Origin of the sequence: Schaalia sp. 19OD2882, assembly GCF_018986735.1 — a bacterium.
Classification (GTDB): Bacteria; Actinomycetota; Actinomycetes; order Actinomycetales; family Actinomycetaceae; genus Pauljensenia.
The window spans coordinates 1,932,478-1,956,094 of record NZ_CP065521.1; the positions used below are offsets into that span (position 1 = coordinate 1,932,478).

At 65.7% G+C, this 23,617-nt stretch carries 20 protein-coding genes and 1 tRNA gene; 7 read left to right on the forward strand and 14 right to left on the reverse strand.

The genetic code is table 11. The annotated features are described in order from the left end of the window. From I6B53_RS08475 to I6B53_RS08490, 4 genes are all read left to right on the forward strand, one after another. Positions 1–750 carry a VPDSG-CTERM exosortase interaction domain protein gene (locus I6B53_RS08475; protein ID WP_216763813.1) on the forward strand — a complete coding sequence of 250 codons (750 nt, stop codon included), beginning with the start codon at positions 1–3 and terminating at the stop codon, positions 748–750. Beyond that, a complete protein-coding gene (locus tag I6B53_RS08480) occupies positions 747–1,559 on the forward strand; it encodes a thymidylate synthase (RefSeq protein WP_216763814.1) in 813 nt (270 codons plus the stop codon). Before I6B53_RS08475 ends, I6B53_RS08480 begins: the two co-directional genes overlap by 4 nt. Then, a complete protein-coding gene (locus I6B53_RS08485) occupies positions 1,556–2,113 on the forward strand; it encodes a dihydrofolate reductase (protein WP_301554132.1) in 558 nt (185 codons plus the stop codon). Before I6B53_RS08480 ends, I6B53_RS08485 begins: the two co-directional genes overlap by 4 nt. Positions 2,114–2,239: 126 nt before the next feature. Then, positions 2,240–3,295: a glycosyltransferase family 1 protein gene (locus tag I6B53_RS08490; protein ID WP_216763815.1), complete on the forward strand. Its 1,056-nt coding sequence runs from the start codon at positions 2,240–2,242 to the stop codon at positions 3,293–3,295. A 3-nt stretch (positions 3,296–3,298) separates the two neighbouring features. Here I6B53_RS08490 and I6B53_RS08495 read toward each other — a convergent pair whose 3' ends face one another. Further along, entirely contained in the window at positions 3,299–3,847 is a 549-nt protein-coding gene (locus I6B53_RS08495) for a flavodoxin domain-containing protein (RefSeq protein ID WP_216763816.1), read from the reverse strand. A 115-nt stretch (positions 3,848–3,962) separates the two neighbouring features. On the opposite strand from I6B53_RS08495, the gene I6B53_RS08500 reads away from it, so the two are divergent. Further along, positions 3,963–5,246, forward strand: coding sequence for an MFS transporter (locus I6B53_RS08500; RefSeq protein ID WP_216765432.1), 1,284 nt, complete (start codon positions 3,963–3,965; stop codon positions 5,244–5,246). A gap of 43 nt (positions 5,247–5,289) precedes the next feature. On the opposite strand, the gene I6B53_RS08505 is transcribed toward I6B53_RS08500, so the two are convergent. The 10 genes from I6B53_RS08505 to I6B53_RS08550 all read right to left on the reverse strand — a co-directional run bounded on the left by I6B53_RS08505 (position 5,290) and on the right by I6B53_RS08550 (position 17,830). Next, positions 5,290–6,024 (reverse strand): SGNH/GDSL hydrolase family protein, encoded by a 735-nt coding sequence (locus tag I6B53_RS08505; RefSeq protein ID WP_253953837.1) that lies wholly within the window; start codon positions 6,022–6,024, stop codon positions 5,290–5,292. Positions 6,025–6,076: 52 nt separating this feature from the next. Then, entirely contained in the window at positions 6,077–6,907 is an 831-nt protein-coding gene (locus I6B53_RS08510) for a sulfite exporter TauE/SafE family protein (RefSeq protein ID WP_216763817.1), read from the reverse strand. A gap of 11 nt (positions 6,908–6,918) precedes the next feature. Beyond that, on the reverse strand, positions 6,919–8,862 hold the full coding sequence (locus I6B53_RS08515; protein WP_216763818.1) for an HNH endonuclease signature motif containing protein: 1,944 nt from the start codon (positions 8,860–8,862) through the stop codon (positions 6,919–6,921). A gap of 707 nt (positions 8,863–9,569) precedes the next feature. Continuing rightward, a complete protein-coding gene (locus I6B53_RS08520; protein ID WP_216763819.1) occupies positions 9,570–10,184 on the reverse strand; it encodes a hypothetical protein in 615 nt (204 codons plus the stop codon). A 226-nt stretch (positions 10,185–10,410) separates the two neighbouring features. Continuing rightward, on the reverse strand, positions 10,411–10,611 hold the full coding sequence (locus I6B53_RS11310) for a zinc ribbon domain-containing protein (protein WP_216763820.1): 201 nt from the start codon (positions 10,609–10,611) through the stop codon (positions 10,411–10,413). Between the two features lie 13 nt (positions 10,612–10,624). Then, on the reverse strand, positions 10,625–12,625 hold the full coding sequence (locus I6B53_RS08530) for a hypothetical protein (RefSeq protein WP_216763821.1): 2,001 nt from the start codon (positions 12,623–12,625) through the stop codon (positions 10,625–10,627). A gap of 45 nt (positions 12,626–12,670) precedes the next feature. Further along, the gene (locus I6B53_RS08535; RefSeq protein ID WP_216763822.1) at positions 12,671–13,753 is read right to left on the reverse strand and encodes a DUF3320 domain-containing protein; all 1,083 of its coding nucleotides are present in this window, start codon (positions 13,751–13,753) and stop codon (positions 12,671–12,673) included. Beyond that, positions 13,750–14,106 carry a type IIL restriction-modification enzyme MmeI gene (locus tag I6B53_RS08540; RefSeq protein ID WP_367880380.1) on the reverse strand — a complete coding sequence of 119 codons (357 nt, stop codon included), beginning with the start codon at positions 14,104–14,106 and terminating at the stop codon, positions 13,750–13,752. Before I6B53_RS08540 ends, I6B53_RS08535 begins: the two co-directional genes overlap by 4 nt. Before the next feature lie 440 nt (positions 14,107–14,546). Continuing rightward, positions 14,547–14,623 (reverse strand) — tRNA-Met (locus I6B53_RS08545). Positions 14,624–14,734: 111 nt separating this feature from the next. Continuing rightward, complete coding sequence (locus tag I6B53_RS08550; protein ID WP_253953838.1) at positions 14,735–17,830, reverse strand: UPF0182 family protein; 3,096 nt, start codon at positions 17,828–17,830, stop codon at positions 14,735–14,737. A gap of 133 nt (positions 17,831–17,963) precedes the next feature. Between I6B53_RS08550 and I6B53_RS08555 the strand changes: the two genes are divergently transcribed. Next, positions 17,964–18,530 carry a PPA1309 family protein gene (locus tag I6B53_RS08555; RefSeq protein WP_216763824.1) on the forward strand — a complete coding sequence of 189 codons (567 nt, stop codon included), beginning with the start codon at positions 17,964–17,966 and terminating at the stop codon, positions 18,528–18,530. A 23-nt stretch (positions 18,531–18,553) separates the two neighbouring features. Here the strand turns inward: I6B53_RS08555 and I6B53_RS08560 are convergent, their stop codons facing one another. Beyond that, a complete protein-coding gene (locus tag I6B53_RS08560; RefSeq protein ID WP_253953839.1) occupies positions 18,554–19,783 on the reverse strand; it encodes a PDZ domain-containing protein in 1,230 nt (409 codons plus the stop codon). 126 nt (positions 19,784–19,909) lie between these two features. Between I6B53_RS08560 and I6B53_RS08565 the strand changes: the two genes are divergently transcribed. Next, complete coding sequence (locus I6B53_RS08565) at positions 19,910–21,385, forward strand: zinc-dependent metalloprotease (protein WP_253953840.1); 1,476 nt, start codon at positions 19,910–19,912, stop codon at positions 21,383–21,385. A 136-nt stretch (positions 21,386–21,521) separates the two neighbouring features. Here I6B53_RS08565 and eno read toward each other — a convergent pair whose 3' ends face one another. Both eno and I6B53_RS08575 read right to left on the reverse strand, forming a co-directional pair. Further along, positions 21,522–22,802 (reverse strand): phosphopyruvate hydratase, encoded by a 1,281-nt coding sequence (gene eno, locus I6B53_RS08570; RefSeq protein WP_216763825.1) that lies wholly within the window; start codon positions 22,800–22,802, stop codon positions 21,522–21,524. Positions 22,803–23,019: 217 nt separating this feature from the next. Continuing rightward, the gene (locus tag I6B53_RS08575) at positions 23,020–23,613 is read right to left on the reverse strand and encodes a hypothetical protein (protein ID WP_216763826.1); all 594 of its coding nucleotides are present in this window, start codon (positions 23,611–23,613) and stop codon (positions 23,020–23,022) included. Between the last annotated feature and the right edge of the window lie 4 nt (positions 23,614–23,617).

Sequence of the window (23,617 nt, forward strand, 5' to 3'; positions counted from 1 at the left end):
GTGGGGGTCGGCGACGCACTGTCCGCCGCCTGGCGCAAGGCCCTCGACGTCCCCTACGAGCTGTCCTTGGCGCAGGCGAATGCCCTGCGACGCAAGTACCCCAGGGCCACCCCCGCCAACCTCGTCGAACTGGCCCACCGCCGCTTCGCGCGCCGGGTGAGCGCCGAGTCCGCTGCGGCCGGTGGTGCCGCCGTGCTGCCGGGCGTGGGCACCGCGGTGTCCTTGGGCGCCTCCAGCGTGCAACTGCTGGCCTTCGTCTCCGAGGCCGCCGTCCACGCGCTGACCGTCGCCCACCTGCACGGCATCGACCTGCGTGACCCGGCCAAGCGCCACGCCCTCGTCCTTGCGGTGCTGACCGGCCAGGAGGGCGCCGAACTCATCTCCGCACAGGTCGGCATCCAGGCGGTGTCCTGGTTCCGTTCCAGCTTCCTGGACATCCGCACGGTCAGCGCCCAACGCTTCAATGACCTCATGCTCATGTGGGTGCGCAAGCGCGCGGCGTCCTCGGCCCTGAAGGGGACCGTGGGGCGCATGATCCCCTTCGGGATCGGAGCGGCGGTCGGCTGGGGCATCGGCGCGGGGCTGGCGCGCGGAGTCGTCGACGGACTCAACCTGGCGCTGGGACCGGCGCCGCACTCCTTCATCGAGGGCGTGGCCGTCGAGGTCGACACAACCGATGAGGGCGAGGTCGAAAGGCGTTTTGCCCACCTGCGTCTGCCCGGCGTGAGCCAGGAAGAGGAGACACGATGACCACGCATGCACCACTTGACCGCCAGTACGAGGACCTGCTGGCGCGGATCATGTCCGAGGGCGCCCCCAAGGGAGACCGCACGGGCACGGGCACTCGCAGCGTTTTCGGCGCGCACCTGCGTTACGACCTGTCCCGAGGCTTCCCTCTGGTCACGACCAAGTCCGTCCACATGAAGTCGATCGTCGGGGAGCTGCTGTGGTTCCTGCGCGGCGAATCGAGTGTGAGGTGGCTGCAGGACAACGGAATCCGCATCTGGAACGAGTGGGCGGACGAGGAGGGCAACCTGGGCCCGGTCTACGGGGTCCAGTGGCGTTCGTGGAACGCGGGTGAGGGTCGGCGCGTCGACCAGATCTCCCAGGTGATGGAGACGCTGCGCACCAATCCGGATTCGCGGCGCATGGTCGTGTCCGCGTGGAATGTCGGCGATCTTCCCGAGATGGCCCTGGAGCCCTGTCACGCCTTCTTCCAGTTGTACGTGAGCAATGGGCGCCTCAGCCTGCAGCTCTACCAGCGCAGCGCCGACATGTTCCTGGGCGTGCCCTTCAACATTGCCTCGTATTCGCTGCTCACCCACATGTTCGCCCAGCAGGCGGGCCTGGAGGTCGGTGACTTCATCTGGACGGGAGGCGACTGCCACATCTACGACAACCATGTTGAGCAGGTGAGGGAACAGCTCTCCCGCGAGCCATTCCCCTTCCCGACGCTGGCACTGCGCAAAGCACCCTCACTCTTCGACTACGACTTCGACGACGTCACGGTGCAGGACTATCGACACCACCCGCGCATCAGTGCCCCGGTGGCCGTGTGAGCGCCGCAGACGGGGATGCCACGATCCGTCTGGCGTCGATCTGGGCCCAGGACCGCGGGCGGGTCCTGGGGTCGGGCACGGGAATGCTCTGGCACGTGCCGGCCGACTTCGCCCACTTCAAGGCGGCGACGATGGGATGCCCGATCCTCATGGGGCGCGCCTCGTGGGAGGCGCTGGGTCGGGCCCTGCCCGGGCGGCTCAACGTCGTCCTCACAGGAGATGCCGGGTACCGGGCCGAGGGCGCCGTCGTGGTCCACTCGCTGGAGCAGGGAGTGGACCTGTGCCGCCACTGGGCCGGCCGACGCGGAGCCGACACCGTGTGGGTCACGGGTGGGGCCACGGTGTACGAGCAGGCCATGGGCCTGGTGGACGAGTTGGTGGTCACCGACCTGGACCTGGATGTGGCGAAGGTCCTGCCCGAAGGCGCCCCCCTGGTGCGAGCCCCGCACATCGACCCCCGGATGTGGAGGGTGGACGCCGAGCATTCCGATGCCCAGTGGCGCCAGTGCTCGGGCGATGCCCGGTGGAGGGTCACCCACTGGGTGAGGGCCTGACGGCCTGCGTCCCGCACCGGAGGGTGGATCGCGCCCTCACGGCTTTCGAGACCCGGGCCGCCTGAAACCCTCGCGCACCTGCACCTCGGGGCGGGACAATGGAGGTGGGACCAAAGGAGGTGCGCGATGAGGATCGCCGTCAAGCGGGACGCGACCACAGTCAGTGAGGAAGGACACGTCACCGGCAAGGACGCCGGCTCGACCCTTGTGCGGCGCCTGCTGCGCATCTTCCCCGGATCGGTGGTCCTGGGCGAGCAGGCCCGCCAGTGCGAGGGATTCGACGTGGTCCCCCTGGACTTCGTGGACCCCGAGGAGTTCCTGGTCGTCAACATGGACGTCACCGACTCACCCACCGTGTGGAACCACCTGCACCAGGAGACGGGCGTGGAGCATCCTCGCATCATGAATCTCCTGTGGTGGCCCACGACGCCGCTGGTCCAACGCGAGCAGGTGGCGACCATCGCACTGTCCTGCGCCCTCTTCCCCACCTTCGCCGTCTCACGCCGAAGCGCACAGGAGGTCCGTGACCTCGTCGAACGGTGGACGGTGGCGGATGTGGCCTCCGGGTTGCAACTCGGATGGGTGAACCCCGGGTTCCGCCTGGAGCACGTGCAGAGGCATTGCGAGCCTTCCGTACCCGTGGTCCTGTACCCGTCGATCTACTTGTCGGCGCGCAAACGCCCGCAGGACTTCGTCGAGGTCATCGACCAGGTGCATGACGAGGTCGACTTCAGCGTCGACATGCGCCTGCACGAGACACACCTGGACTCCGACGTGGCCCGGTCGATCGCGACCCGCGACTGGGTGAACCTTGCTCCGCTGTTGACCGGCAGACCCGACTACTGGGCGGCCCTGTCCCACGCGCGCGCTTTCGTGGCCACCTCGGTGGACGAGTCCTACGGCTTGGGCTGCGTGGAGGCGATGGGCGCCGGCGCCATCGGAATCTTCCCCGACCGCGAGTGGGCTCGGGCCCTGCTGCCCGAGGCCTACCCCTTCGTCTACCGCGACACGACGCAGGCCGCGACCATGCTCCACCGGGTGCTCACCGACCCGGAGGGCTGCCGGCAGGCGGTGGATGCGAGTGTGGGTGGGGACTTCGTCGCCTGGGTGAACGCGGGCCATTCCGACCAGGCCTTCGAGCGGGCCCTGACAGGCGCGGTCCACGACTGGTTCGGGCATTGACCCTCAGGCCCGGCCTTCACCTTCGGGCGTCAGGAGCTGCGCGAATTCGCGGGCGAAGGCCTCGACCTTGTCCCAGTCCGTGTAGTCGACCTTCGCGCCCGGCCCGTGCGGCTTGCCCGTGTGGGCGAGGATCTTGTCCATGACGAAGGCGTCCAACCCGCGATACAGGTCGAAGTCGATCTCACCTCCCAGCAGGATGGCCCGGGTCGGCTCCCATGGGGTGGCCTGCAGGAACTTGCGCGAGTAGGTGTTCGTCATCGGCTCGGACCTGGCAGGGTTCTCCGACGACAGTGACACGCCGACGAAGGCCGTGGGCACGGCGTTGAGACGCTGGGCGTGGCGGCGGGTGAAGGTACGCAGCTTGGGCGAGTAGTAGCCGTATCGGACGGAGGCTCCGATGAGCACCGCGTCGACATCATCGCCGATGGAGCGCATGACCTCAGCGGGACGCAAGGTCACCCGGTGCCCTTGGCCGTGCAGGATGTCGGCCATGCGAGCGACGATTCGAGTGGTGTGTCCGAAGCGGCTGGAATGCAAGGAAAGAACATGCATGGAGTGAACGGTACCCTGAGATCGACGTGACCTTCTGCGACGATGTGTCATGAAACACCGTGCAGGTCAGGACTAGTCTCGAACGGTGCGATCGACCCACCTGCGCCACTCCCCCATGACTTCGGACCCGACGCTACGAGTCCTTCTGCTGGTCGTCCTGTTCACCTACACGGCCCAGAACATGCTCAACGCGTCCATCGCTCCCCTGTCACGCGACCTGGACCTTCCGGAATGGATCATCGGCGTGGCGGTGTCGGCGGCGGCCCTTGCCGTGGCGATGCTCAGCCAGTTCTGGGGGCGACGCTCGGTGGCGTGGGGCCCGAGGCGAGTCACCCTGCTGGGACTGACGTGCGCGCTGGCGGCTGGAGCGCTCTTCTCCGCCCTCGTGTGGGGGCGCAGTGCGGGCCTGGTCGGCGCAGTGCTGAGCGGGGCCGGGATCGTCTTGGCACGCGGGCCGCTCTTCGGCACCGCGATGGCCGCCATTCCACCGACCGCCCAGGTCCTCATCGCCCGCGCCAGCCCCGACCAGGCCAGTCGCGTGGCGGGAATGGCGACCTTCTCCGGGGTGGTCAACGCCTCGATCATGGTGGGGTCGCTGGTCTCGTCCCTGCTGGGCATGTGGTGGATCCAAGCGCCCGTGCACGCCACCCCGTGGTTCGTGGCGATCGCATTGGGCTTGGCCTGGTGGGCGCTTCCCGGGGAGAGGGAGAAGGGCCCAGTCGTCGACGAGGATGCAGCCGTGTCCTCACCCCCGGATTCTCGACCCTCTTCGGCCGCTGCCCGCCAGTCTCCCGCTTTGCCACCGCGGGTCTCGTGGACGGACCGCCGCCTTCTGCCGTGGATGGCTGGCGCCTTCGGCACCTTCTTCGCGGCAGGTGTCGTCCAGATCCTCGCGGGCTTCGTCCTGCAGGACCGCCTTCACCTCAGCGCTCAGCAGGCGGTGCCCGCCACAGCCGTCATGCTGCTGGTGATCGCCTCGGGTGCGATGGTCATGCAGCTGCTGGTGGTCCCGCGGCTCCGGTGGGCTCCGGCGACACTGGTGCGCACCGGGGCCGGCGTTGGCCTGGTCGCACTGCTGGTGCTCACCTTCACGTGGCATCCGGTGACGATCGGCGTGGCCGCATTTTCCATCGGGGCGGGGATGGGCACCGTGGGGCCAGGATTCACCGCCGGCGGCTCGCTGGCGGTCACCGCGCAGGAGCAGGGCGGTGCAGCCGGAATCCTCAATGCAACCGGCGCGATCACGTGGATCTTCGCCCCTGCGACGGCCACGGCCCTGTACGGCTGGCAGCCTCTGGCGCCGTTCCTGTTGGCGCTGACGCTGTTGACGGTGAGCACGGCGACGGCTTGGACCCTGACCAGTCGGGTCGCGAAGCGGCCGACGCCCCAGGAGTCCTGAAGGCACCGCCTCGACCTTTTCGCGCTCGCGAACGGCTCGCGCCTCAGGAGGCCTTGGGCAGCCACTCCATGGCGTCGACGAGGCAGCGGGTGGCGAAGGCGTATCCCTGCGCACTCGGGTGGAAGCCGTCCCCCGCCCAGAACCCCTCGACCAGGTCCACATGGGCCACATCCGCGTACGCGACCCCACGTTCGGCGCACAGTCGCTTGGAGATCTCCGTCTGGCGGTCGATCTTGCCGCGAAGGTGCTGGCGCAGGGCGCGTGGCAGTCGCGGACTGTTGTGGGGCTGGCCTGCTGAGGAGAGCAGCACCCTGGGGCTGAGTTCGATCGCGCGGTCGAGGACCGCGGACAGTTCACTCTCCCACTCCTCCTCGCCTCGCCGGGCCATGATGTCGTTGGAGCCGGCACACAGCAGCAGCACGTCGACGGGGCCGTCCACTTCGGGCAGGAAACGGTGGCGCACGCGACGCATGGTGGCGCCGAGCTTGGCGTGGGTCCGCCAGTGGACGGGGCGTCCGGTCCGGTCGGCGATCTGTTGCGCGATGGCCGGAACCATGCCGAGCTCTTGGCTGTCCACGCCGCAGGCCGCGACCAGCGAGTCGCCGACGGCGACGAATCGCAGAGGCGCCGCCTCGCCCTCGTCACTGGGCATGTGCGCGTCCACGCCCTTCGGATGGACCAGCCCGGAGCGTTCCCCCTCCGGTTCGGGGTCGAGTTTCACGGTGGAACGGGCCCAGGCGGCCTCGGAAAGCAGCAGCATGCGACGCAGGGGATTCACAGCGAAGGATCCTAGTACGAGTTCTGACGGGCGACTGATCGGAAGGTCGTTTTCACCGGGTGGGCTCGTTGACTTCGGGGCCGCCGGCTGCCCGCCTGGCACGCTCGCGGGCCCGCGCCTTGAGGATGGTGTTGACCATGATGACGACCAGGAAGATGCTGAACAGAATGCCGCCGACCCGGGGGCTGACCAGGCCGGCGATCCAGACTCCCACGGGTGCGGTGAAGCACGAGGCTGTGCCGAGCAGCAGGCCCGTGCGCACGTCGACCAGCCCGTGTCGCAGGTTGGTCCAGGTGCCGGTGATCGAGGTGGGGATGATGACCAGCAGTGAGGTTCCGCGGGCCAGCAGGTCGCCGACGCCGACGAGCAATTGCATGCCGGGCACGATGATGGATCCTCCGCCGACACCGACCAGTCCTGAGAAGGTTCCTGCAGTGACTCCCACGAGTACGAGGGCGGCGCCGCGCGGTAGGTCGAGGACCAGGTCGGCGTCGCGGACGGGCACTTGGAACTGGCTGGAGACGAGGACTGCGGCCACGAATGCGACGAAGGTCCACGGCAGGATGCGTTCGGGGAGGCGCCGTAGCAGCCACACTCCGATCTGGGTTCCGACCAGTGTTCCTGCGACCAGGACCAGGGCTGCCGTCAGTGAGATCTGCCCGCGGATGCCGTAGGTGATGGCGCCGACGGTGGCGGTGGGGATCATGGCGACCAGGGAGGTGGCCGATGCGCGCCGTTGGTCCATTGCGAGGAAGGCGACGAGGGCGGGGACGATGACGATTCCTCCGCCGATGCCGAAGAGCCCGGACAGGAGCCCTGCTCCAAGACCGACCAGGACGGGCACGAGGACCTTTGCGGCGGTGATTGTGGGCGTGCGTGTCACGGTCCTTGATCCTACGCCCGGCGGTTCGGAGGTCGGTCAGGCGGCCTGTCGGGTTTGGCAGGTGCGCCGGAAGTGGGGAGCCTGCTCGCTTCCCCGGCCCGGACCCCCGGGTGCCCGACGGGGGCTCCGATTCGGACGGGTGGGTCGGATCCGGGCGGGTACACCGTTGACCAGAATTGGTCGGCGACTGTGCGGTGGTGATGCAGCTGGTTTCCGGGGGAGGAGTTGGCGGGAATCCAGTTCAACCGTTCGGGACCCATCCATCCGGGTGGTCGGACTTGCACTGCGCCGTCCTGGAAGCGGATGGCCCATCCGTTGCGGTGGAGGGTGCGGTGGTGGTGCCAGCAGAGCAGCACCCCGTTGTCGGTGTGGGTGGGGCCACCTTGGGAGTGTTCGTGCACGTGGTGGACTTCGCACCAGGCGGGGCCGACGGTGCAGCCGGGGATCACGCATCCTCCGTCGCGGGCTTCGATGGCGCGCCGCTGGTGGGTGGTGAAGGTCCGGGACTGTGAGTCGAGGGCGATGATCTTGCCGTTGGCCGCGGTGACGACTCTGTCGATGACTCCGTCACAGGCCATGTGGCGGGCGGCGTGCGAGCTGATGACGGATGCCGCGATCCGACCGGGGCCCGCGGGTACGTCGGTGAGGCTTGCCAAGCCGCGCGGGTCGGCGAGGTCGGCGACATTGATGTTGACGACCAGGGTCGGGGCGGCTCCGGCGATGGTGGGCATGGTGCCCAGGGTGGCTGCCCGACTGAGGATTGTGCCCAGGGCGTCGTGCATCTTCTGTGCGCGCGTCCGGCCTGTGACTGAGTTGTCGCAGGAGATGTCCACGCTCACGGCTGCCCCTTGGGGCTCCTGTCCCGTTCTTCTTCCGTCAACGATTTCTTCTTGGTATTCACCTTGACCGAGGCCTTCGCCTCCTGCCCGCTCTCCGGTGAGTTTCGGGGCATCGTTGACGCGCGGGTTGAGGACTGCGTCGATGAGTCTTTGCAGTTGTGCGCCGATTTCTGGCACCAGCAGCCCGCGGATGCGGATCATTCCGCCGTCGGTGGCGGTCAGGGACAGGCCCCTCTTCTGGTCGCGTTCGCGTTCGTCGGGCGCGGTTCCGTCGGGGTCGATTGCGGCGACCCACAGCTGTGCCACCTGCGCAACCGTGTCGGCGGGCAGGACCATTCGCTCGACCAGCGGGTCGGCACCACCCATGACGCGAAGGTCGTCGACGGTGAGGTCGGGGATGCGGGACAGCTCATTGCCGATGGCAGTTTCGTCGCCTCCCACGCTCACTTCTTCGCCAGTGCCGGCTTGCCCGTCGCCGGTACAGGCTTCGTCTCCCCTGCCCCTTTCCCCGTCGCCGGCGCCCACTCCCAGGGTCTGGGCAATCACGGCGCGTTCGGCTACCTCCAGCAGGTCGGGGTGGTGTGGGCGCATTGCGCACTGTCCCAGTGTGGACATGAGGGCTCGTACGGTGTCGGTGCCGATGAGGCCTGCTTGAAAGGCGGCACGTGTCAACGGCAGCGTGGCGGGAAGCTCCTGGCCGGTGAGGGCGCGTACGACTTCGAAGGTGCGGCCCATGCGGGATCTGCGCGTGACGGTGCTACCGGAGGCGCCGGTCAGGCGCGTGAGCAGGTCGACCGATGAGCGCGCGTCGTGGGCCAAGTGGAGTTTGGGTTGGTCTCCGACGGGCTTGCAGCGCCTGGTGACTTCTCCGGCAAGGATGGCCCGGGCGGAGTCGACCATGACCCCCAAGGACTCCACAACTCGAACGGCCTGGACCAATTCGGCGTCAGCCAAGGCCTCACTGCGCCCACCGACGACCAGCTCTTGCAGGGCGGATCGCACTTGGCGTACGAGCAGAGCAAGCCCAGCCCCGTCCTCGCCCCCGGACCGACGCAGCCCCTCGGGCAGTGGCTGAACTCCGCCACTGCCAGGCCCGGTCATGCTCGCGTCCTCCATGACACCAGTCTACCCCAGTTCGTACAAATGTTCCAGCCATTTCTGGACATTTCCGGAACATTTCCCCACCTCACATCGATTCCTCGCGACTCAATTGCGATACTCTTCAGACCAGTGGAGCTCGCGCACATTTCACAGAATATGCACTGCTTCAGTCGAGTAAGAGCTGGACTCTTTTCCCACGAATGCGATGCGGTTCTGCCGACTCCAGACGCCCAGCATTTCACGTGCGGAAGACCCTCACTGCCCCGAGGAGAGTCGACGCCCGTTGAGCACATGAGGATCCCTCACCTATCATCACTAGTTCACCATGACCACTCACCGCATAAGTCGAATCGTGGAGACGGTGGCACCAAGAAGTCACTTGACAGCACCTTCGAGCAGATCACCACTCTTCTTCAAGGTGAGCACAAACAGCAATACAGTGACAAGCAGCTTCACCGCGCTCTTGCAACCTCTAATGCCTTTGGTGCGACAGCTCTCACAAACGTGTCTGGAGCTTGAACTAGGAAGTTCCCTCCTGCAGAAGCGGTTCGTACACCTTCGCATTTCGGCCGCTCCACTCCTAGCCAAGCACTCGCCTTCATTCTTGAGGTTCGGATTCTCCACAATTCCCTCTCCCAAACGTGTCATCGAAGTACTGTTTGCCCTTTGTCGTGTTGCGATCAGCAGGCTCCACCTCACGCAACATCATGTCTCGTCCCGCATCAGGCACAGCCGGGATAACCGGAGAGTACCAGGCAGAGACGGTCCACCAGATCTCCTTGATCTTTGGAAGTGTGTTGCGCGATTTCGAGCAGCGCGTCCCGATCTGGCAGACATCTTGCAAGGAAGCCACCTAGCTCCTCCAGACACTGTTTGGTGGCATCCGGCTGATCCAACACGGAATAGGTAACTGCTTGCACCTCGGACATACGGATGATTCCCTGGATGGATTCGAGCGCATATTTGGCCTTGGTGTCAGGGTCAGACGAATCAGATTCAAAGAATCTCCCCAGAAAATTCGTTTTGCTCGAACGATGCAGTAACTCTTGCAGATGCTCAAATTCTCGCTCCAGTTTCATCAAGTCCTCTTCGGCTCGCATGGCGAGATCGAGAAGGGCTTGTTCACGCAATCGACTGCCGGCGATTGCTCTGGCACGCAGGAGGTTCACCCAAGCAGCCTCGGCCAGAGCCATCCTGCCCCTATGGAACTCGCCGGCAATGGCAATAATGCCTTCCTGAAGGGAGTTGATCTCACGCAGAGTCTCCAGCAGGAGCAGGTTCGAATGCAACTGAGCCAGAACGGCAATGGGATCCGACACATTCAACACCTTCTCCAAGCGACCTTAGTGAGAGAAACTCGACCCACCCTGTTCAACCAAGGTAGACAGGAGCCCCTTTCCGTCAGCCCTTGGCACCAACTTTGCAACACCTTCCTCGAGCATCGCCAACGACTCGGAATCCAGACACAGCTCCTCCACCGGCACGATTCGATTGAGGAATCGAAGCAGACTTGGCGCACCATGATCGATCTGCTGCAGCAGAAGGAAACCCCGCCAAAGCTGCTCACGCTGCTGTGGCCCAAAAGGGCAGAGAGCCGCCCAAGGCTTGGGCCAGCTCACCCGAATCCCAATCGACCTTCGAGCCTTCACCGGTCGAAATGTGGAGCAAAGCTCGACCTTCGGAATCACACGCCCCGCAGTAAAGGCACGTCCTCGCCGTGTCGGAGATACGCGTTCCACACTCCGGGCAACTGATCAGCGGCATTGGTCGACCTTCTTCAGCAAGTCTTCGTGTTCTTCAGGTGGCGGCCGATGTAGCCAACCACGATTTTGCCGAGATCAGCAGTCCGATCTTCGAAGTACAGCCGCGGGCTGATGGATCCTCGCGTCTGGATGACCAAGTGCTTGCACATGAAGAGCTGCCCACTGGCATCGACCTCAGGCGAAACTCGGAAGCAACGCTCATCACTCATCTTCTTTCGTACCTTCACACTGTTGGATTCATTCGGACGATACCGATCGGCAGAGATGAGATGCTTGCCTGCTGGCGCGCCACCACTGAGGTACTCTCGGATGCCGCCGCGAAAGTCGCGCCCCTCCGCAGACAGCCGGTAGGCGCAGTATTCGTCCAGGAATACGAGCGCATCCCACGTGTAGGCCAGCCACTGACCGGCAGGATCATGATCGGCCAGGTCCAATGCGGGACCCCAGTCAACCGGAAGAATGAGGTTTTGGAAGCACTCCGGCCCGAATACTTGGAGCTCGTCCCATTCTGAGACTTCTTGGTCGTAGGGGTCCTCCGGCAGCTCCCGCGTGTGTCCAACATCAACACCTGATTCATGCAGGAGCCGCCGTGCCTGTTCCAGACGATATTCAGCTTGGCGGCGAGCTTTGCCTTCCATGCGCTTCTCTTCTTCGAGATGTCGCATTTCCAACTGCAGATCTTCGATCTTCGCTGCATGGTCCGCACTTACTTCCTGCAACACCTCATCATGTTCCAGGGCGGTCAGCTCACGCTGCTCTTCAAGATTTCTGATGGCAGAGTTCGCTTGGTCAAGTGCTGCGCGCAAACTGACCTCCGAGGCCTCGAGAGCACGAACATGACGTTCGAGTTCCATCACTTGCTTTTCGGCACTTTCAGCTCTTGCCAAGGCGTCCACGCGAGCCGGATCTTCAGCAGTTGCTGACGAGCTCGCGGGCATCACACTCTGCGCAAGGTTCTCGTGTCGTGCGTCAGCAGAGGCGGAAGGAGCGATGAGAGTATCGGACGGCACAGCTTCGATGGTCGGGATTAGAAGTGACAGCTTCCCTGCTTGGAGGGCAGGCTCAGCAGTTTCTGGCACGACAACAACAGCTGAAGGCTGTTTATTCGCCATGTCCATTTCACGACCGGTGATGAAGTCTAGGCGGCGCGTGAACTTCTCGAGGCCGACCATGTTGACCTGTTCGCGGCAGATGCGCCCGTACATGCGCCGCAAAAATCTTGGTTGCGACTCCAGCATCCTCTTGGCGGACAACGTTCTGTGCCGCAGTGCATCGCGAGGGTCATCCACATCCACAGAACGCTTGAAGGTGCGCGGACAGTATGCCTTTATGTGATGGGCAGACGAGACCAAGTCGTTGAAATGGGATGTGGATTCCTGGTCCAATACGACGACTAGGGCCTGTCCGGAAGTCTCCGCTGTGATGTCCTGCAGAATACGTGTCCAGTCACTCTTGGCAACCGTCCCATCCTCTGCGCAGACGATGACCAACCCTCGACGGTGGGGATCCTGCAAGTGATCGACCAGCGCTTCCACACCATCACCGTGCGACAACCACTGCGGCTGGTCACGCAACTGCATGCGCCCGTCCAAACACGTGTATGTCTCGAGAAACTGTTGGATGAGTTTGGGCCGGTTGGCCCAACACGGTTGCCCTTCTCTTCGGGGATCCGGAGGCACATCGATGTCCACGACGACTTTTGGTGCCAAGGTGCGCCCGTTGGGGTCCAGGCCCACCAACAAACTGGTGACGAATTGGCCCGCAGGTTGAGGCCGGTCGAAGTAGATGAGTCTGCCGTAATGCGCACCTGCGGCAGTCCGTCCTATCGTGTGGATGACTTTGTCCCCATTGGGCAGAGCATGCTCGGACAAAGGAACTAGGTCATCGATCTCCCGAAGGCCTTTCTTCCTCAGCCAAGTGAAACCCTCACGCAGTAGGACGTCGACCGCGCTGGCAGCGTTTATCTCAAGCGAATCGTTCAGATCGACCGTGAACGAACTACGATATCCCAGCATTCTTTCCTCCTAGTTCTGGCCTGGCTTCATTGTGACGCAAGGCACTCATATCTCGAGCGCAGCGGTCAGGTGCTTGCGGTATCGACTAGTGAGTCGACTCCGACCAAAAGTCTGGAGAACAGCGCGCATCATCTCCTCACCCTTCATTCCCTGCCCGACAACTGCAGCGGCATTGCGCAATTCAGCAGGGCAGATCTCAGTCAGGTCACGGTCGGCAAGACTGTCATTGGGGCGAAAGCCTGTCCACGTCTCCGGATTCACACCAGTCGGCCACAGGAATCCATCGCTGTCCACATGGTCAACGCTCTGGCGCACCTGCCGCTCGATTTGTCTGCGTCGCTTCTCCCCCAAGCGTGCCACCCCGTACGTGCGGGCAACCAAAGTCGCCACCCGTGAGATGGAAACGGGACCTTCCATGTCGACGATCTCTCGGGCGGTGGCGCGGACCTTCATCTTCGCCAGCTTCTTCGGCAGGTCCTCAATGACTCCAAACTCCTCGGCTTGCACTTCAATGGTCCATGGCACCCATCTCGCACGTTCCGGGCCCGTCAGGTCATTGGTGGTTGCACCAGGGTCGACTAGCGCCTCTGGTTGAGGCGTAATCAGCTCGTCCTCGTCTGTGCGGGGCGTGTCGGACAACGGACCCCTGGGTTCCCTCACCGGTGACAGGGACGCTTGCGGTCCGACATTCTCTCGGATGAGACGCATGAGAGCTTCATCCGCAATTCTTCTGAGCTCAGCACTGGGAATCTCAAGGTGTTCGACGAGCCTTCGAGCAGTATCGGCGGCTCGCCATTGATCCAAGGAATCAAAGTCGTCCATGTGGGCCCAGCGGTTGCGCACAAGGCGCAGTTCACCCGCGGCAAGCGAGACTCTCCGATCACGATTGTCGAATGGGAAGCCCCAGGCTCCCAGGCGCTCCGTGAGCATGCGCAATTGGCACTGCAGGTCACTGCGGTCGTAGGTCCTACCCAGACGACCGGACCGCCGGTCCAGTTCGGATAGCACGGCGGTCCAGGGAAGACCGTTCAGGTGCGGAAGGAGACGCTGCTGGATGATCGGGTCCAGTTCCTTTGACAAGACCTGCAGCACCAGCGTCACGCCAGCATGTCGAGACTCGATGGTCATGTGGTCATCTCCTGGTAGCGGGCGAAGAGGATTTCTAGGCGTTCCTCATTGCTGTCAAGTTGCCGGGTAGCGCCGAAAGCGCGATCGACCACTTGATCCAGAGGGCGGTGAGCGGCCAGAAGCTCTGGCGCCGTGAAGGCTGCTCGCCGAGCGCACGGACTACACCGGCTTTGCGTTCCTGTGCCATCAGGCGGTCTGCACGCTTGCGCTGGACGCCTGCGCCCTCCATGTCCAAGTCGCGTAGACGCTGATCGTGTTGGGAGGCGGTGACCATCCCAACGAGCAGACGCACGATGGGCCCGTCTGCCCCTTGTTCGCGGCGTCGACGAATCTCGTCGTCCAACACGGCCCATCCGCGAAGGTCAAAGCAACCTGTCGCAATGTCCAAGGTTTCATAATCTGGAAGAACCTTCGACGGACGAGTTCCCCGTTCACCATTGCCGGTTCCCTTGCGGACTCCTTCCGTGGGCAAGTTGTCGTATATTCGCACCGCTGAGGCTCCTTTCCTGACATCGATATCAAGGATACGGAGGGGACCCACGTCTCCAGTTCAGCGAAAGATCCGACTTTCTCCCACTTCACACTAATTCGGCACGATGGCAAGTAATTCACTGAATCGATGTATCGAATCTCAGACCCACATGCCCCGAGGCGACAGCCAGGACCGTGTGCCAGACCGATCCACCCTTCAACCCCGGTGTCCCCTGCGTGCGCAGACCAAGAGCCGGCGTCATCCGCAGGCATGGAGAAAGGGCGGGATCCGGATGACTTCACATCTGGATCCCGCCCTCGGTGGTAGCGGGGACAGGATTTGAACCTGCGACCTCCGGGTTATGAGCCCGGCGAGCTACCGAACTGCTCCACCCCGCGTCGGTGAGAACAAGTCTACCCTGCAAGCACGCCGGCCTCAAACCGGGGGCCGGTGAGATGGCTCTCCACCAACAGACCCACCGCCCATCGCCGGGCCCACGTCACCGCACCTCAGTTGCCCGACTGGCTGGCACTCCCTCCGGCACCGCCCGTTCCAGCCCCGGCACCGCCGGGCGCTCCAGCCGCACTCGACTGCGCGTCGTCAGAGCCTTGCCCCTGAATGCCCGAGGTGTCGCGCCCCAGCTCCTGCTGGGCCTGCACTGCGGCCGAGAGCGCCTGGTCCAGGTCCTTCTGCGCCTTTCCGTAGGCGGACCAGTCGCCCGCCACGCGGGCCTTCTCGGACTCCTTCATCGCATTGGAGGCGGCCACGATTGCCTCGTCCAGGCGCTGCTGCGCAGTCTTCGGCGCAGCGGCCCCGCCCTCGTCCGAAGGCGCGCTCGGAGTGCCACCGCCGCGGGCCAAGGTCGCCGCCGAATCCCCGCCGAAGGTCTGGTCCAGGGACTCGGCCAAGGTCGGCGCGAATCCGACCTGGTCGCCGAAGGCCGTCAGGACGAAACGGAGGATCGGGTACTGGGCGTTGCCCGAACCCTGGATGTACACCGGCTGCACGTACAACAGGCCGCCCCCGACCGGCAGCGTCAACAGGTTGCCGCGGATGACCTTCGAGTCCGACAGATTGAGGATGTTCAACTGCGGGGCGATCTTCTCGCCCGTGTCGTAGGCGTTCTGGATCTGGCCGGGCCCGGGCACCGTCGTCGAGGACGGCAGTGCGATGAGGCGCAATTTGCCGTAGCCCTCACGAGCTTTGCCCGGCTCGGACCCCGTCTCCGAGTCCACTGCCAGGAAGCCTGCCATGGCCTGCCTGTTGGACGTGCCACCCGGCACGAAGACCGAGGTCAGCGAGAATTCGGCGCTGTCCTGGCCCGGCATCTTCATCGTCAGGTAGTACGGGGGCTGGGCGACGGGCACCTGGGTCTCGTTGCCCAGCGGATCCTTCTGGGTCACGGTGGCGGCCGTCGCGGTGGAAGTCTCCTGCGCCAGGCGCCACTTGTCGCCACCCGTGTAGAAATCCGGAGCGGAAGTCACATGGTAGGAGGTGAGCAGTTCACGCTGGACCTTGAACAGGTCCTCCGGGTAGCGCAGGTGCCCCATGAGGTCACCGGAGATGGCGCTGATCGGTTCGACGGAGTCCGGGTAGATCTTCATCCATGTGGCCAGCACCGGGTCCTGCTGGTCCCACTGGAACAGGCGCACCGACCCGTCGTAGGCGTCGACGACGGCTTTGACCGAGTTGCGCATGTAGTTCACGGAGTTCGCCTGGACGAACTCGCCGGCCTGGGAGTTGCGTGAATCCACGGTCGACTGGTCCAGCGCCCGGTGCTCCGAATAGGGGTAGTCGTCGGAGGTCGTGTAGGCGTCCACCACCCACACCAGGCGCTTCGGCGTGGCCGGATCACCGTCCATGTCGACGACCGCCGGATACGCCTCCTGCTCCAAAGTCAGGTAGGGCGCCACCTTGGACACGCGAAGCAGCGGGTCGCGGTCGTAGAGGATCTGAGAGGCCTCGTTGGTCTGCGAGGAGAAGAAGATGTCCGTGGACCCGAACTTCACCGAATACAGGAGCTTGTTCCACGCATTGCCCACCGAGGGGCCTCCATTGCCCTTGAAGGTGGTCGACACCTGGCCTCCGGGGGCGGTGTCGTCCGGGTAGTCCAGTTCCTGGTCGGGCGCCCCCTCCGGCGCTCCGACGATCGAGTAGTCGGTGGCCGAGGGCGAGAAGTAGATCCGAGGCTCGTACTCGCCCATCTCCCCCTTGGAGGGAATCGACTGCTCCCAGTAGGCGGGAAGCCCTCCCCCGGTCACCTGGTTGCCGTATGCGGCCACCACACCGAAACCGTGGGTGAAGACCGTGTGCAGATTTGCCCAGGTCCGCTGGTTCTCGTCCAGGCCGCCCAAGTTGAGTTCACGCATGGCGATGACGGTGTCGCGCCTTTCGTCGGACACGGTGTACCTGTCCACCGAGAAACCGTTGGCGAAGGCGTAGTAGGGCTTGGACTGCTGCAGCTGCTGGACGGTCTTCTCGATGACCAGCGGGTCCAGGAGTCGGATCTGTGCGGTGGTCTGCGTGTCGGAGCGCAACTGCCCGGGCTCGACGCTGGTCTTCGCGTCGTAGGTCCTGTAGTCCAGCCCCTCCAGCCCGTAGGCGGCCAGCGTGGCGTCGATGTTGCGTTGGATGTAGTCCGACTCCAGTTGACGTTCGTTGGGCACGACACGGAATTGTTGGACCAGCGCCGGGTAAGCGGCCCCGATGACGAGGGCGGAGACGGCGGTCAGCGCCATGCCCGCTGCCGGCAGTCGCCACGTGCCCTTGAAGGCGGCGACGACGAAGAGGACGGCGACCAGGCCGGAGACGACGGCCAGGATCGAATGCGCCGGCAGGGTCGCCGTGATGTCGGTGAACATCGCGCCGTCCCACCTCTCACCGTCCTGGGTGAGCAGTGCGTAGCGCCCCACCCAGTAGTGCACGCCCACCGACGCCGCCAGCATGGCCGCCAGCATCCCGGCCTGCAGGCGCGCCGGCCTGGAGGCGTGCGGGCGCGGAGTCAGGCGGATCGTCCCGTAGAGGTAGTTCACCACCAAGGAGGCGACGAGCAGCATGGCGAGCAGACGCAGCAGGTAGCCGACCAGGAGCCCCAGCATGGGCATGGTGAATACGTAGAAGGACACGTCGAATCCGAATTGCGGGTCGGTGCGTCCGAAGGGCGTCTGGTTGACGAAGGTCAGGACCGTCTGCCAATTCGCGGCCAGCGCCGTGCCGTTGGTCAGGCCGAAGAAGACGGGGACCGCCCAGAAGAGGAAGCCTCGCACAGGCTCGATGGCCTCCTGGTATCCGCGAAGCGAGGCCGAGGACTCCCCACGGGTCGCAGCCTTGCGGTTCTTCCACGCCGACACCAGCGTCCAGCGCATGGGCAGTGCCACCAGCAAGAACCCGATGACGAACATGCCGGCCACCGCACCCCAGCGGGTCAGGAGCACCCGAAGGGAGCCCATCTGGTCGAACCAGAGGATCTCGGTCCAGAAACTCGACGCCCAGTGGATGAAGAATCCGAGCGCAGCCAGGACCAGGACGACGACGGTCCCCGGTCCGATCCGGCGCCCGCCTGCGCCATTCGAGCGGCCTCGCGTGGAGCTCGTCGGTGCGCTCACAATATGTCCTCCCTCACGGTGCCAGCATTCCCCGCCATCCTACCGTCGGGCACCCACGCCCTCGCGACCGGGGGCGGCCCTCGTGGTTGGTCAGCAAGGTGGGCGCGCAGGGCCCTCGTGCAAGGATGGGCCCATGAGCACCTCACAGGACCTCACCCCCACCGCCCGCCAGGTCGCCCTCGCCAACGTGGTCGTCGACATCGAGCGGACTGCGGCGCGCGTGGGGTGGGACCACGCGCCGACCCTCTACGCCCTGGTCCCCACGGGCCGTCTGCTGGACCAGCCCGGGCTGCCGGAGGACCTGGCGGCACAGTTGCGCGGCAGCTGGGACGGCGGCGAGGACCACCTGAGCGCCATCGTCCAGGAGGACCTGCCCGAGGAGGATCTGGAGGAGATCCTCGGCCACCTCGCATGGCCGGACGAGGTCGCCGGGGCGGCCCTCACCGTCGAAAGGGTCGTCGTCCCGCCCGAGGTCGAAGCACAGGCTCCCAGTGACCCCGAGGCCGCCCTCGACTACATCGCCTCGCACCCCGAGGCCACGGATGTGCGTCTGGCCGTCGGCGTCCTGCGCAGTGGCGAGTCGTGGTCCGCCGTGCGTTCACGCTCGCACGACAGTGACGACAAGGTCGGCCAGGGATCACGCCTGGTCCCGGGCCTGGTCGAGGCCCTCCAGGCCTCGCTGCTGCCCGAGGAGGAGTGAGGGGCCCGCATCCGGAGCCACCCTCACTGCCCCGACTGGGCCTGCTTGGCGGCCTCGGCATCAGCGGCCTCACATGTGGGCAGCGACTGCCCACGGCCCTCGGCAATGCGGGTCACGGCATCGCGGGTCGCCTTGATGTCGTCGACCTTGACCACGCGCAACCCGTGGGGAACGTGCCCGTGGACCTCGTCGCAGTTCGAGGTCGGCGCCAGGAACCAGTGGGAGCCGTCGCGCACCGCCCCCCACATTTTCTGCTGGATGCCGCCGATCGGACCGACCTTGCCGTCGAAGGACAGCGTCCCCGTCCCCGCGATCGACTGTCCGCCGGTCATGTCTCCGGGGGTCAGACGGTCCATGATCCCCAAGGCGAACATCATCCCCGCCGAGGGGCCACCGATGTTCTGGGCGGTAACACCGATGTGCAGGGGCAACTTCACCTCCGCCGTCAGGTAGATGCCCATCTTCGAGCCCTTCTCCTTGGGCGCTCCCGGCGACGACGTCAATTGCACCGGGGTCTCCTTGCCGTTCCGAAGCACCGTCACCGTCAGCGGTGTGTCCACCGGTACGGTCCGCATGAGAGCGAAAGGCACCTCGGCGGAGTCCACCATGTGGACTGTCCCGTCCGGGGTGCGGATCGAGCGCAGCACGTCACCCTCGTGGACCTTGCCCTCCGCGTCGGTTCCCGGGACCGGGCCTGCGACCGTCATCGTGGCCGGCACCTTCCATCCCAGCTCCTCCAAGGCCACCACGGCCGCTGCGTTCTGCGAGGACTTCATCTGCGCCTGCGCCGCCTGCGAGACCTGCTCGCGGGTGGTCGTCGGAGCGTAGACCTGCGAATACGGGATGATCTTCACCTTCGGATCGAACCACGCCAGAGCCAGATCCATCAGGGAGAGTCTGGAGTCCGGCCCACCCTGCTCCGAGATGGTCACCATGCGCAGCTCCCCGGCCTCGTCCCCCGGCTCGTGGAGGGGGTCGGTGTACACGGACTGGCCGGTGTCCGGATCCGTACCGGAGATCTCGATGACGGGCATGGTCCCCACGCGCGCGCCCACGTCCAGCGTGGGGCCGGGGCGCTCGACGACATAGGGCATCGGGATGACCGTGAGAACGAGGACGACGACCGCTGTCACCAGCGAAGAGATGACAAAGGTTGCGCGCAGGCTCACCCACGGTCTGCGGGCGTGACCTGCGGTTCGCCGTTCCTGGGTGTCGACGACGGCGCTTGGCACTGGGGATTCCACATGCCCCATTGTGGACCCCATGGCCACCGAGCACCTGCGCAGGCCCCGCCGCCCACGGTGAATTCCCATTGCGCTCTCAGCGCACGTGCAGGATCCACACGGGTGTCGCACGGGCGCGGGCACTAGGGTCGAAGCATGGACGACATGCGCACACCCGGCCAGCCGGACGACGGGCAGGATCCGACCGAGCGTTTCGAGGAGCTGCTTCGAGGCATGCTCGGCGCTGACGCCGCCGCCGAGGCCCTGCATGCCATGCGCGCCCAAGGCTTCGATCCTTCCGAATTGGGCGGCCATGTGCCCTCGGTCGCCGACATGCAGGCGGCCCTCGGCCAGTTCAAGCATCTGATGGACACCACCACCGGCCCCGTCAACTGGCGGGTGGCCGCCGACATTGCGCGCCAACGCGCCTGGGGGGCCGGAGACCCCACTCCCACCGCCGTCCAGGCCGAGCGCGCCAAGCAGGCGATGACGGTGGCCGACCTGTGGCTGGACACGGTCACCGACCTGGGTCCCGGGACGGTGACGCGCATGGTGTGGAACCGCACCCAGTGGGTCAGCCAAACCCTTGACGTGTGGAAACGCGTGTGTGAGCCCGTCGCGTCCAATGTCTCACGCGCCCTGTCCGAGGCCATGGGGGGACGCCTGGGCCCCTCCCGCGGGGACGAGGACGGCGCCCCCTTCGCGGACACTCCCCTGCCCGAGGGGATGCCGGAGTCCATGCGCGCCCTTCTCGGGCAGACGCGGGAGATCATGCCGAAACTCGCGGCCGTCTCCTTCGCCCACCAGATCGGCAATGCTCTGGCCGCCTTGGCCGGGGACAGTTTCGGAGCCACCGACGTCGGCCTGCCCCTGGCCCCGCAGGGATCCACGGCCCTGGTAGTCAGCGGGGTCGAAGCCTTCGCCGACGGCCTGGACATCCCCTACGAGGAGGTCCTCCAATTCCTGGCCGTACGTGAATGCGCCCACCACCGCCTCTTCCATGCGGTGCCGTGGCTGGCGGGCGACCTCGTGCGGGCCGTGGAGACCTACTCCTCCCACATCGCCCTGGACACCGAGTCCATCGCCTCCGCCGCCCGCCACTTCGACCCCAGCGACCCTTCGTCGATGGAGACCGCGCTGTCAGGAGGCATCTTCGCATCCGAACCGACCGCCGAACAGCGGGCCTCCTTGGCGCGCCTGGAGACCCTGCTGGCCCTCATCGAGGGCTGGGTGGAGGTGGTCAGCGCCCGTGCCACCGCCCCCTATCTGCCGCACGGCGACCAATTGCGCGAAATGATGCGACGCCGACGAGCTTCCGGCGCCCCCGCCGAGCAGGTCTTCGGCCAACTCATCGGCCTGCAGATGCGCCCCCGCAAGGCCCGGGGGGCTGCCAGCATCTTCCAGATCGTCGAAGCCGACGGCGGTGTCGCCGCCCGTGACGCCCTGTGGGCCCACCCGCACGTGGTCCCGACCTCGGAGGACCTGGACCAGCCGGACGCCTTCCTGGTCATGAGGCGTGCCGCAGCCGAACAGGATGCGGAGATCGACCAGGCCTTGGCCCGGATGCTTGACGGGACCTTGGGGTGGGCCGATGGCCTGGGGCCGGACTTGCCTGCCGGCGGCGCCTCCTGATCGCCCCAGCCGGCACTCATCCAGTCGCTCCTCGTCCAGTCCGTCGACGACGGACGAATCTCACGGGGGAGCCCCCGGACCTCGGGGTCCGGGGGCTCCGTGTCGGTCACCTCGGGCGACCTGGCGTACCAGACGCTCAGCGGCCGAAACGCGGGAAGGCGGTGCGGCCCGCGTACAGGGCGGCGTCGCCCAGGTCCTCCTCGATGCGCAGCAGTTGGTTGTACTTGGCCACGCGCTCGGAACGGGCCGGGGCACCGGTCTTGATCTGGCCGGAGTTGGTGGCAACGGCCAGGTCGGCGATGGTGGTGTCCTCGGTCTCGCCGGAACGGTGCGAGGTCATCGAACGGTAGCCCGCGCGGTGAGCCTCTTCCACGGCGTCCAGGGTCTCGGTCAGCGAACCGATCTGGTTGACCTTGACCAGCAAGGCGTTCGCGGCGCCCATCTCGATGCCGCGGCGCAGGCGCTCGGGGTTGGTGACGAAGAAGTCGTCGCCGACCAGCTGGACACGACCACCGATGAGGTCGGTGAGGGACTTCCAGGCGTCCCACTCGTCCTCGGAGAGCGGATCCTCGATGGAGACCATCGGGTAGTCGGAGATGAGCTTCTCGTAGTAATCGACCATGTACTCCGTCGAGCGAGCCTCACCCTCGAACTGGTAGGCGCCGTCCTTGAAGAACTCGGTCGAGGCGACGTCCAGGGCCAGGGCCACGTCATCGCCCGGCTTGAAGCCGGCCTTCTCGATGGCCTCCAGGATCAGGTCCAGCGCGGCAGCGTTGGAGTCCAGGTTCGGTGCGAAGCCGCCCTCGTCACCCAGACCCGTGGACAGGCCGCGCTCCTTGATGACACCCTTGAGGGTGTGGTAGACCTCGGCGCCCCAGCGCAGGGCCTCGCGGAAGGAGTCCGCACCCAAGGGGGCGATCATGAACTCCTGGATGTCGACGTTGGTGTCCGCGTGGGAACCACCGTTGAGGATGTTCATCATCGGCACCGGCAGGACGTGGGCGTTGGGGCCGCCCAGGTAGCGGTACAGGGGCAGGTCCGCCGAGTCGGCGGCGGCCTTGGCCACGGCCAGCGACACGCCGAGGATGGCGTTCGCACCCAGCTTGCCCTTGTTCGGGGTGCCGTCGAGATCGATCATGATCTCGTCGATGACACGCTGGTCAGAGGCGTCCTCGCCGATGAGCTCGGGAGCGATGGCCTCGGTGACGGCCTCGACGGCGTCCTGGACGCCCTTGCCGAGGTAGCGGCCCTTGTCGCCGTCACGGCGCTCGACCGCCTCGAACGCGCCTGTCGACGCGCCGGAGGGCACGGCCGCACGCGAAACGGTGCCGTCCTCGAGCAGGACCTCGACCTCAACGGTCGGGTTTCCGCGCGAGTCCAGGATCTCGCGAGCTCCGATTGCCTCGATCATTGCCACGTTGTTCTCCAATCGATCAATTGCGTGACTGACGTCAGGGTCAACGGTAGTACGCGCCACTGGCCCCGACCACCCCCATGCGCACCTTCGGGCGCCCAAAATGCCCCCGGGGGCACCAGCGGGCGGGGACGAGGGCGACAATGGTCCCCCGAAAGGAGCGCACCCCCTCATCGAGGGGATGCGCTCCGCCTGACACGCGCGTGTGCGTCGAACTCACTCAGTTGCCACCCATGGCCTGCACGGGTTTCGACGGCTGCACCTCGACCACGTCACCGAAGATCGGTTTGGCGTGGCCGAGCCCCGCGCCGTTGGCCACCCGGGGGTCGTTGCCGTAACGCGGGTTGATCGCCACCGGGTTCTCCTCCATGAAGGCCTGCCGCGCGGCCGCGCCCTTGGCACTCTGCTCCGCGGTCATCGGTGTCTGGTCGAGCAGGCTGGCGCGCAACGAGTCCTCCAACAGCAGCAGGGTCGTCTGGGAGACGTCGGTGGGCAACGGCTCCTTCCAGTGGCCGGCCTCCACCGCCTTGTCGGTCAGGTCGCGAATCTGCTGTTCGGTGACAGTGATGCCGACCGCTTCGGCCTGCTTCTGCCTGGCCGGGGCTTCAGCCAGTTGCAGGATGAGCGCCAGACGATCGTCCTCCTGGCCGGTGGCCCTGCCGAGTTCACGCATCGCAGTGTCGATCTGGGCCTCCGTGAAGACCTCCTCCCCCACCCGCAGGGCACCCCCGGGCTGGGCCGAGCACGCCCCCAACCCCAGCAGTGACGCGGCGATCGCCACCCCTGCGACGGCCTTGGTGACGGTGGTCCTCATGTGC